The sequence below is a fragment of the Acidovorax sp. GW101-11A03 genome (genome assembly GCF_059424825.1).
Window position 1 is genome coordinate 48,444 of record NZ_JBWKZU010000037.1, and the last position, 9,968, is coordinate 58,411.

A 9,968-nucleotide genomic window follows, 5' to 3' on the forward strand; every position below is an offset into this window, starting at 1 on the left:
GCCAGAGCCAGCGTGGAACCGGCTTTGCCAGGCCACGGGTGGCGTTCCCCAGGGGGCGGCGTCGCAAGCGGCCCCGGTTACCGATAACTCCGCGCGTCCTCGATCACCTTGCCGTCGTTGGGCAGCGTGCCCGGCGCCACCATCTGCACCTCGCCGCGCAGCTTGGTCACTTCGCGGATGGCGTCGCCCAGCTGGTGGGCCAGGCCCTCGGCGGTCTCGGTGGTCTCGACCTGCAGCACCATCTGGTCGTTGGCCATTTCGCCGCTGACCACCAGACGCGCGCGCAGCACCTGCGGAAAGCGCCGCGCAATCGTGGCGATCTGCCCGGGATGCACAAACATGCCACGCACCTTAGTGGTCTGGTCGGCACGGCCCATCCAGCCCTTGATGCGGGTGTTGGTGCGGCCGGTGGGGCAGGGGCCGGGCAGCACGGCCGACAGGTCGCCGGTGCCAAAACGGATCAGCGGGTAGTCGGGGTTGAGCGTGGTGATGACCAGCTCGCCCACTTCGCCCTCGGGCACCGGGTCGCCGGTGCCGGGGCGCACGATCTCCACGATCACGCCTTCGTCCAGCACCAGGCCTTCACGGGCTGATGTTTCATAGGCGATCAGGCCCAGGTCGGCGGTGGCGTAGCACTGGTAGCCCGCAATGCCGCGCTCGGCAAACCAGTCGCGCAACGAGGGCGGGAAGGCCTCGCCCGACACCAGGGCCTTGGTGACGGTGGGCAGCGCCACGCCCAGCTCGGCGGCCTTCTCGACAATGATTTTCAGAAAGCTGGGCGTTCCGATGTAGCCCGCAGGCTTCAGCTCGGCCATGGCGTGCACCTGCTGCTCGGTCTGGCCCGTGCCGCCGGGAAACACGGTGCAGCCCAGCGCGTGCGCGCCGGTTTCCATCATCGAACCCGCAGGTACGAAGTGGTAGCTGAAGCTGTTGTGGATCAGCTCCCCGCCGCGAAAGCCAGCGGCGTGGATGGCGCGCGCCATGCGCCAGTAGTCAGGCCGCGTGCCCTCGGGCTCGTAGATGGTGCCGGGGCTGGCAAACACACGCGTCATGCCGGGGCCAAATCCCAGCGCGCTGAAGCCGCCAAACACATTGGTGGCGCGGCCTGCCTGCTGGCGCTCCAGCAGCTCGTACTTGCGCGTGACGGGCAGCTGCGCCAAGGCGGCGCGGCTGGTGATGGTTTTGGCATCCACACCCGCGAGGATGCCGGCAAAGGCGGGCGACGCCTTCTGGGCATGGGCGATCTGCTGCGGCAGCGCCGCCATCAAGGCCGCTTCGCGCTCGGCGGGGCTGCGCGTTTCCAGGGCGTCATAGAACGTGCTCATGCCTGGGTTTCCTTGTGAGGTTGTTTGAGTGAAATATGCCTCTAGCGCTTTTGCATCAAGCGTAAGCAGCTATAAAAACAGGAGTTGTTGAAACTGGGTTCGAAAAGACGCTGCCTTGAAAACTGGCGCGGCCGATGCCAGCGCCACCGCGCCAGGGCCGCCCCGCCGCGCTGGTGGCGTCCCCCTGAGGGGGAAGGCGCGCCAGCGCCTCAGGGGGCACCTTAAGCAAGCCAGCGCTTGCGCCGCTTGTAGCTCTTCACATCCTTGAAGCTCTTGCGCTCGCCGCCGCCCACGCCCAGGTAGAACTCCTTCACGTCCTCGTTGTTGGCCAGGTCGCTCGCGGCGCCGTCCATCACCACGCGGCCGCTTTCCATGATGTAGCCGTAGTCGGAGTACTTCAGCGCCATGTTGGTGTTCTGCTCGGCCAGCAGGAAGGTCACTTTTTCCTTCTTGTTCAGGTCCTGCACGATGTTGAACACCTCTTCCACGATCTGCGGCGCCAGACCCATCGAGGGTTCGTCCAGCAGCACCATGCTGGGGTTGGCCATCAGTGCGCGGCCAATGGCGCACATCTGCTGCTCGCCGCCCGAGGTGTAGGCCGCCTGCGAGGTGCGGCGCGTTTTGAGGCGCGGGAAGTAGTTGTAGACCTTCTCCAGGTTCGCCGCGATCTCGGCCTTGCTGGTGCGGGTGTAGCTGCCCGTCATCAGGTTCTCTTCAATGGTCAGGTGGGCAAAGCAGTGCCGCCCCTCCATCACCTGCACCACGCCGCGCTGCACCAGGTCGGCGGGCGACAAATTCTCGATGCGCTCGCCGCGCAGCTCGATGCTGCCCTTGGTGACCGCGCCCCGCTCGCCCTGCAGTAGGTTGGAGATGGCGCGCAGCGTGGTCGTCTTGCCCGCGCCGTTGCCCCCCAGGATGGCCACGATGGAGCCTTCCGGCACCTGCAGGGACACACCCTTGAGCACCAGGATCACGTGGTTGTAGATGACCTCGATGCCGTTGACGTTGAGAACAATGTTTTTAGAGTCCATGGTGTTGCCTTCGCTGTGCCAATCCAAAAAGCTGCTGCAGGGGCAACTCTTTGGATTGGCGGCTGCCCCAGAAGGAGCAACCACAAATCACAGGCCGCAAACACGGTTGCAGCCCAATGCCAGTGCGACCGCGCAAGGGCCGCCCCGCCGCGCTGGTGGCGTCCCCCTTCCCGGCGAAGCCGAGAGAAGGGGGAAGGCGCGTTAGCGCCTCAGGGGGATGACCTCAAGACTGGCAGTCTTCCGGCGTACGCGGCGTCAGCTTCTTCTCGGCTGCGTACTTCGCTGCCGTTGCCTTCACCAGCGGCTTGATGATCTGCTCGTCAGCCTGCAGCCAGTCGGATGTGAACTTCCAGGCCTTGCCATCCCAGGTGTGGATGCGTGCCCAGGCGGCGCCCATGTGGTCGGTGCACGAGGTGCTGATGGGGCGCATCACGCCTGCAAAGCCCAGCGCATCCAGCTTGGGCTGGGTCAGGTTCAGGTTTTCCAGGCCCCAGCGCACCTGCTCGCCGCTCATGACCTTGCCCTTGCCAAAACGCTCTTGCGCAGCGCGGATGCCTTCCACGCCCAGCATCGCGCTCATGGCGCCGCGCATGTACAGCACCTGGCCCACTTCGTCCTTGGGGCCTGTGCCCTGGCCCTTGTCGTGCAGCTGGGCCAGCACGTCCTTGACCAGCTTGGACTGGGGCTCGGCGCCGTGTTGCATGGTCACGGCGTTGTAGCCCTTGGCGCCGTCGGCCACGTCCTTCACGTCGGGTTCGGCACCGGCCCACCACACGCCGTACATCTTCTCGCGCGGGTAGCCAGTGGCCTGGGCTTCCTTGATGGCGGTGGAGTTCATCACGCCCCAGCCCCACAGTGCCACGTAGTCGGGTCGTGCCTGGCGGATCTGCAGCCAGGTGGCCTTCTGTTCCACGCCGGGCGCCGTCACGGGCAGCAGCTGCAGGTCAAAGCCGTGCATCTTGGCGCGCTCCTGCATCAGCGGGATGGGCTCCTTGCCATAGGGGCTGTCGTGGTAGACCAGGGCGATCTTCTTGCCCTTGAGCTTGTCCAGACCGCCTTCTTTCTTGCCGATGGCCTGCAGGATGGCATCGGCCGCCACCCAGTAGGTGCCCGCGATCGGGAAGTTCCACTTGAACACGCTGCCGTCCGCACTTTCGGAGCGGCCATAGCCGATGGTCACCACCGGGATCTTGTCGGCAGGGGCCTTCTCGGTGATGGCAAACGTGGCGCCCGTGGACAGGGGCTGCACGAACGACGCGCCCTTGCCCTTGAGGCGTTCGTAGCACTCCACGCTGCGGGCCGTGTCGTAGCCGGTTTCACATTCTTCAAACGCGAGCTTCACGCCATTGATGCCGCCCCGGGCATTCACCAGCTTGAGGTAGTCCACGTAGCCATTGGCCCAGGGCGCGCCGTTCGGGCCGTAGGGGCCCGTACGGTACGACAGCACCGGGATGAACTGTTCTTTGGCCTGCGCGAAGGCGCTGGTCGATACGACCGATGCACCGGCGGCCACAGCGGCCACGGCCAGAACCAGGGTACGAAGCTTCATGGTTGTCTCCTGTCAATAAAGTGGTTGAAGCACTGCGAAATCACATGGGCCTTCAGTCAAACAACAATCGCTGCAGAACGCATCGGTGTTATCGAGCAAGCCTCTTGGTGGATGCGGAAAAGTCGGGGCAGCCGCTCAATGCGGGAAGGGCCACAGGCGCAGCTTCTGCTTGCCCATCGACCACAGCTTGGCCAGGCCATGGGGTTCCACGATCAGGAACCACACGATCAGGCCGCCAAAGATCATCAGCTCGGCGTGCGAGACACCGGCGGTGGAGATGCTGATGCCGAAAAGCCCCAGGAACAGTGGCAGGAACTGGTTGAGCGCAATGGGCAGCACCACGATGAAGGCCGCGCCGAAGAAGCTGCCCATGATGGAACCCATGCCGCCGATGATCACCATGAACAGCAGGCGGAACGACATGTCCACCGAGAACGCGCCGGGTTCCCAGGCGCCCAGGTACACAAAGGCCCACAGGCCACCGGCCACGCCGATGATGAAGGAGCTGACGGCAAATGCGCTGAGCTTGGCGTACATGGGGCGGATGCCGATCACCGAGGCGGCCACGTCCATGTCGCGGATGGCCATCCACTCACGGCCAATGGCGCCGCGCACCAGGTTCTTGGCCATCAGTGCCATGACCACCAGGATCGCCAGGCAAAACAGGTACTTGGAGGTGGCACTTTCGATTGGCAGGCCGAAGACCTGCAGGTTGGACACCGACACCGAGCCCGAGGGCGTGTCGAGCGTGAACCAGCGGATGCGCAGGAACATCCAGTCGCTGAAGAACTGTGCGGCCAGCGTGGCCACCGCCAGGTACAGCCCCTTCACCCGCAGGCTGGGCAACCCGAACAGGATGCCGAAGAACGTGGCGCACAGGCCGCCCAGGATAAGTGCGGGAATCAGCGGCAGGCCGGGCAGCCGCACAAAGAAGTTGTAGGCGCCGTAGGCCCCCACGGCCATGAAGGCGCCCGAGCCCAGCGAGATCTGGCCGCAATAGCCCACGAGGATGTTCACCCCCAGGGCCGCCAGCGACATGATCACGAACGGGATCAGGATGGCGCGGAAGAAGTAGTCGCTGGCGAGCATGGGCACCGCCACAAAGGCGACGGCCAGCAGCAGGGCGATGGCGATGCGGTCCTGTGCGATCGGGAAGATCTGCTGGTCGGCGCGGTAGCTGGTCTTGAACTGGCCGTTTTCGCGGTAAAGCATGGGAGGTCTCCTGTTGTTCTTGTTATGAGTTACACGCGGTCAATGATCTTCTCCCCAAACAAGCCTTGTGGCCTGAAGAGAAGAAACACCAGCGCCAGTGCATACGCAAACCAGATCTCGATGCCCCCGCCCACATAGGGGCCCAGGTACACCTCCGACAGCTTCTCGCCCACGCCGATGATCAGCCCACCGATGATGGCGCCCGGCACCGAGGTGAGGCCGCCCAGGATCACCACTGGCAGCGCACGCAGCGCCACCGTGGCCAGCGAGAACTGCACGCCCAGCTTGCTGCCCCAGATCATCCCGGCCACCAGGGCCACCACGCCGGCCACACACCACACGATCACCCAGATGCGGTTGAGCGGGATGCCGATGGACTGGGCGGCCTGGTGGTCGTCGGCCACGGCGCGCAGCGCACGGCCGGTGGAGGTCTTCTGGAAGAACAGCGACAGGGCCACCACCAGCGCGGCGGCAATGGCGGCGGCAATCACGTCTTCCTTGTTGATCAGGATGCCGCCCTGGAACAGGCTTTCCAGCGCAAACATCGGGTCCTTGGGCATGCCGATGTCGATCTTGTAGATGTCGCCACCAAATATCGTCTGGCCAAGGCCCTCCATGAAGTAGGCAATGCCCAGCGTGGCCATGAGCAGCGTGGCGCCTTCCTGGTTGACCAGGTGGCGCAGCACCAGGCGTTCGATCACCCAGGCCACCACAAACATCACCGCGCCTGCGAGCACAAAGGCGATCAGGTTGGCGGCGATCTGGTTGTCCAGGCCAGTCCACTTGGGCACCCATTCGGCAAAGCGGGCCATGGCCAGCGCCGCAAACAGCACCATCGCGCCCTGCGCAAAGTTGAACACGCCCGAGGCCTTGTAGATCAGCACAAAGCCCAGCGCCACCAGCGAATACAGCATGCCGGCCATGAGGCCGCCCAGCAGTGTTTCAAGAAAAAATCCCATGTTGTTGTCTCCTGCGCTTTCGGGGGCTTCAGTGCGATGTGCCCAGGTAGGCGCTGATCACGTCCTGGTTGTTGCGCACCTCGTCGGGCGTGCCGTCGCCGATCTTCTTGCCGTAGTCCAGGACCACCACGCGGTCGCTGATGTCCATCACCACGCCCATGTCGTGCTCGATGAGCACGATGGTGGTGCCGAACTCATCGTTCACGTCCAGGATGAAGCGGCACATGTCCTGCTTCTCTTCCACGTTCATGCCGGCCATGGGTTCATCGAGCAGCAGCACCTGCGGCTCCATGGCGAGAGCCCGGCCCAGGTCCACGCGCTTTTGCAGGCCATAGGGCAGCTGGCCCACGGGAGTCTTGCGGTGGGCCTGGATCTCCAGGAAGTCGATGATGTGCTCGACCTTCTCGCGGTGGGCCATCTCCTCGCGCTCGGCGGGGCCCAGGCGCAGCGCCTGCAGGAACAGGTTGCTTTTGATCTTGAGGTTGCGGCCGGTCATGATGTTGTCGATCACGCTCATGCCCTTGAACAGCGCCAGGTTCTGGAAGGTGCGCGCCACGCCCATCTCGGCCACCTGGCGCGAGTTCATGTGCGAGAACGTCTTGCCCCGGAAGGTGATGGAGCCGTCCTGCGGTGTGTACACGCCGTTGATGCAGTTGAGCATGGAGCTTTTGCCCGCGCCGTTGGGGCCGATGATGGCGCGGATCTCGTGCTCCTTCACGTTGAACGAGATGTCGGTGAGTGCCTTCACCCCGCCAAACCGGAGGCTGATGTTCTTGACGTCGAGGATGACGTCGCCGATCTTCTTGGTGGTCATGGTGGGGGGCTTCTCCAGCGGGTAGAGCGCGGGCTTCATGCAGCAGCCTTCACGGGTGCGTAGGTCTTGGTGTCCGACAGCTTCAGGGTGGCGCTCACGCTGCCCGTGCGGCCGTCTTCGAACTTGACCTGGGTTTCGATGTATTGCTCGTTGCGGCCCGCGTAGAGCGCGTCCACCAGCACCGCGTATTTCTCGGCAATGAAGCCCCGGCGGACCTTGTTGGTGCGGGTCAGCTCGCCGTCGTCGGCGTCCAGCTCCTTGTGCAGCACCAGGAAACGGCTCACCTGGCTGCCCGCCAGCAGGGCGTCGGTCGCCAGGTCGGCGTTCACCTTTTCGATGCACTCGCGCACCAGCTCGTACACCTCGGGCTTCTGCGCCAGGTCGGTGTAGCCCGCGTAGGGCAGGTTGCGGCGCTCGGCCCAGTTGCCCACGGCGTCGAAGTCGATGTTGACCATCACACACACCTTCTCGCGGCCGTCACCCAGTGCGACCACTTCCTTGATGTGCGGGAAGAACTTGAGCTTGTTCTCCACATACTTGGGCGCAAACATCGCGCCGTCGTTGGCGCCGCCCTTGATGCGGCCCACGTCCTTGACGCGGTCGATGATCTTGAGGTGTCCATGGGCGTCGAGGAAGCCCGCATCGCTGGTGTGGTACCAGCCATCGGCCGTGAGCACCTCGGCGGTGGCCTTGGGGTTCTTGTAGTACTCCTTGAGCAGCCCGGCCGACTTGACCAGGATCTCGCCGTTGTCGGCCACCTTGATCTGCACGCCCCGGATGGGCACGCCCACCGTGTCGGCGCGCGCCTGGTTGTCAGGCTGCAGGCAGACGAACACGGCGGTCTCGGTGGAGCCGTAGAGCTGCTTGAGGTTGATGCCGATGGAGCGGTAGAAGGTGAACAGGTCGGGCCCGATCGCTTCACCCGCCGTGTAGGCCACGCGCACGCGGCTGAAACCCAGGTTGTTGCGCAGCGGGCCATACACCAGCAGGTTGCCCAGCGCGTACTTGATGCGGTCCAGGGTGCCTACGGTTTCGCCGTCCATCAGTGCCGGGCCCACGCGCTTGGCCACGGCCATGCAGGCGTGGAACATCTTGCGCTTGAGGACGCCTGCGTCTTCCATGCGGATCATCACGCTGGTGAGCAGGCCTTCAAAAATGCGGGGCGGCGCAAAGTAGTACGTGGGGCCGACTTCCTTGAGGTCGATCGTCACGGTGCTGGCCGACTCGGGGCAGTTGACCACGTAGCCGCAGGCCAGCCACTGGGCGTAGCTGAAGATGTTCTGGCCGATCCAGGCCGGAGGCAGGTAGGCCAGCACCTCTTCGCTGCTGGTGAGCTTGTCGAACTCGGCCCCTGCGCTCGCGCGGTCCAGCAGGGTGCTGTGGGTATGCACCACGCCCTTGGGGTTGCCCGTGGTGCCTGAGGTGAAGAACATCGCGGCCACGTCGTCCGGGCTGGCCTTGGCCACCTCGGCGCGGAACCACTGGGGGTGCTTGGCGACATGGGCGGCACCGGCTTCGATCAGCGAATCGAGCGATGCCAGGCCCTGCTCCTGGTAATTGCGCAGGCCGCGCGGATCGTCAAAGTAGATGTTGGAGATCTGCGGGCACTGCTCGCGGATTTCGAGCAGCTTGTCCACCTGCTCCTGGTCTTCCACCAGGCAAAAGCGTACCTCGGCGTTGTTGAGCGGGAAGATGCACTCGGCCGCCACTGCGTCCTGGTACAGCGGTACGGGGATGGCGCCCAGCGACTGTGCCGCCAGCATGGTGGCGTACAGGCGGGGGCGGTTGGCGCCAATCACCACCATGTGCTCGTGGCGCTTCAGGCCCGCGAGGTGCAGGCCGGCGGCCACCTGTTCCACCAGGCGCACCAGGTCGGCCCAGCTGTGGGTTTGCCAGATGCCATATTCTTTTTCGCGCAGGGCCGGGGCCGTGGGGCGCTCGGTGGCATGCTTGAGCAGCAGTTGCGGGAACGTGGTCAACATTGCAGCTTCCTGAAAGTGAGAAGGTGTCAGCCCGGTGACAGCCGGGGGCGCAGGCTTGTGATTGCGCGATGGGGGAATGCTAGGACCCACTTTGACGCCATCTTGTCTTGCCGACGACAATTTAGGGGTAACTCCCGGGTGGGTAAAACCCTGCCTGCGGGTGGGCGGTATCCTCCAAGCCATGTACGCCCCGTTTTTCGGTCTCCAGCATCCCCCGTTTTCCATCGCCCCGGACCCGCGCTACCTGTTCATGAGCGAGCGCCACCGCGAGGCCCTGGCCCACTTGCTGTATGGGCTGGATGCAGGCGGCGGGTTTGTGCTGCTCACCGGCGAGGTAGGGGCGGGCAAGACCACGGTGTGCCGCTGTTTTCTGGAGCAGATTCCGGCGCACTGCAACGTGGCCTACATCTTCAACCCCAAGCTCACGGTGCGGGAGCTGCTGCGCTCCATCTGCGACGAGTTCGGCGTGCCGCACAAGCCCATGGTGCCGGGTGGTGTGGAGACGGTGAAGGACTACATCGACCCGCTCAACGCCTCGCTGCTGGCCGCGCACGCGGCGGGGCGCAACACCGTGCTCATCATCGACGAGGCGCAGAACCTCTCGGCCAATGTGCTGGAGCAGCTGCGCTTGCTCACCAACCTGGAGACCAGCGAGCGCAAGCTGCTGCAGATCATCCTGATCGGCCAGCCCGAGCTGCGCACCATGGTGGCCAGCCCCGCGCTGGAACAGCTCGCGCAGCGCGTGATTGCGCGTTTCCACCTCGATGCGCTGAGCCCGCGCGAGACCCAGCAGTACATCGCCCACCGTCTGGCCGTGGCGGGCCTGCAGGGGCCCATGCCCTTCAGCCAGCGCGCCATGGCGCGCGTGCATGCCCTGTCGCGCGGCGTGCCCCGGCGCATCAACCTGCTGTGTGACCGGGCCCTGCTGGGCGCCTATGCCGCCGGGGTGCGCGAGGTGAATGCCTCCACGGTGAACCGCGCTGCGCGTGAAGTGTTCGATGCCCCGGCGTCAGCCGCCGCCGCGCGCCAGGGCCAGCCCCTGCTGCCCCGCTGGGCGGTGGCAGGCCTGGGCGCCGTGGCGGGGGCCGCGCTGGTG

General features: G+C 65.0%; 8 protein-coding genes. 1 reads left to right on the forward strand and 7 read right to left on the reverse strand.

Annotated features, from left to right (window positions below):
• Positions 1 to 77: 77 nt before the first annotated feature.
• The 7 genes from AC07Z7_RS16025 to AC07Z7_RS16055 all read right to left on the reverse strand — a co-directional run bounded on the left by AC07Z7_RS16025 (position 78) and on the right by AC07Z7_RS16055 (position 8,872).
• Positions 78 to 1,325 carry a phenylacetate--CoA ligase family protein gene (locus AC07Z7_RS16025; protein ID WP_094289165.1) on the reverse strand — a complete coding sequence of 416 codons (1,248 nt, stop codon included), beginning with the start codon at positions 1,323 to 1,325 and terminating at the stop codon, positions 78 to 80.
• A 221-nt stretch (positions 1,326 to 1,546) separates the two neighbouring features.
• Complete coding sequence (locus tag AC07Z7_RS16030; protein WP_094289442.1) at positions 1,547 to 2,356, reverse strand: ABC transporter ATP-binding protein; 810 nt, start codon at positions 2,354 to 2,356, stop codon at positions 1,547 to 1,549.
• A 223-nt stretch (positions 2,357 to 2,579) separates the two neighbouring features.
• Complete coding sequence (locus tag AC07Z7_RS16035) at positions 2,580 to 3,905, reverse strand: ABC transporter substrate-binding protein (RefSeq protein WP_094289163.1); 1,326 nt, start codon at positions 3,903 to 3,905, stop codon at positions 2,580 to 2,582.
• 135 nt (positions 3,906 to 4,040) lie between these two features.
• Positions 4,041 to 5,117 (reverse strand): branched-chain amino acid ABC transporter permease, encoded by a 1,077-nt coding sequence (locus AC07Z7_RS16040; RefSeq protein ID WP_094289161.1) that lies wholly within the window; start codon positions 5,115 to 5,117, stop codon positions 4,041 to 4,043.
• A gap of 29 nt (positions 5,118 to 5,146) precedes the next feature.
• Positions 5,147 to 6,076 carry a branched-chain amino acid ABC transporter permease gene (locus AC07Z7_RS16045; protein ID WP_094289159.1) on the reverse strand — a complete coding sequence of 310 codons (930 nt, stop codon included), beginning with the start codon at positions 6,074 to 6,076 and terminating at the stop codon, positions 5,147 to 5,149.
• 28 nt (positions 6,077 to 6,104) lie between these two features.
• The gene (locus tag AC07Z7_RS16050; RefSeq protein WP_094289440.1) at positions 6,105 to 6,890 is read right to left on the reverse strand and encodes an ABC transporter ATP-binding protein; all 786 of its coding nucleotides are present in this window, start codon (positions 6,888 to 6,890) and stop codon (positions 6,105 to 6,107) included.
• Positions 6,891 to 6,925: 35 nt separating this feature from the next.
• On the reverse strand, positions 6,926 to 8,872 hold the full coding sequence (locus AC07Z7_RS16055) for an AMP-dependent synthetase/ligase (RefSeq protein ID WP_494766873.1): 1,947 nt from the start codon (positions 8,870 to 8,872) through the stop codon (positions 6,926 to 6,928).
• 181 nt (positions 8,873 to 9,053) lie between these two features.
• Here AC07Z7_RS16055 and AC07Z7_RS16060 point away from each other — a divergent pair.
• Positions 9,054 to 9,968: ExeA family protein (locus tag AC07Z7_RS16060; RefSeq protein ID WP_494766874.1), on the forward strand; the 915-nt coding region annotated here is incomplete at its 3' end.

Coding starts and splice junctions, on each gene's coding strand:
- AC07Z7_RS16025 (WP_094289165.1), bottom strand. CDS start 1,325: ATGAGCACGTTCTATGACGCCCTGGAAACGCGCAGCCCCGCCGAGCGC.
- AC07Z7_RS16030 (WP_094289442.1), bottom strand. CDS start 2,356: ATGGACTCTAAAAACATTGTTCTCAACGTCAACGGCATCGAGGTCATC.
- AC07Z7_RS16035 (WP_094289163.1), bottom strand. CDS start 3,905: ATGAAGCTTCGTACCCTGGTTCTGGCCGTGGCCGCTGTGGCCGCCGGT.
- AC07Z7_RS16040 (WP_094289161.1), bottom strand. CDS start 5,117: ATGCTTTACCGCGAAAACGGCCAGTTCAAGACCAGCTACCGCGCCGAC.
- AC07Z7_RS16045 (WP_094289159.1), bottom strand. CDS start 6,076: ATGGGATTTTTTCTTGAAACACTGCTGGGCGGCCTCATGGCCGGCATG.
- AC07Z7_RS16050 (WP_094289440.1), bottom strand. CDS start 6,890: ATGACCACCAAGAAGATCGGCGACGTCATCCTCGACGTCAAGAACATC.
- AC07Z7_RS16055 (WP_494766873.1), bottom strand. CDS start 8,872: ATGTTGACCACGTTCCCGCAACTGCTGCTCAAGCATGCCACCGAGCGC.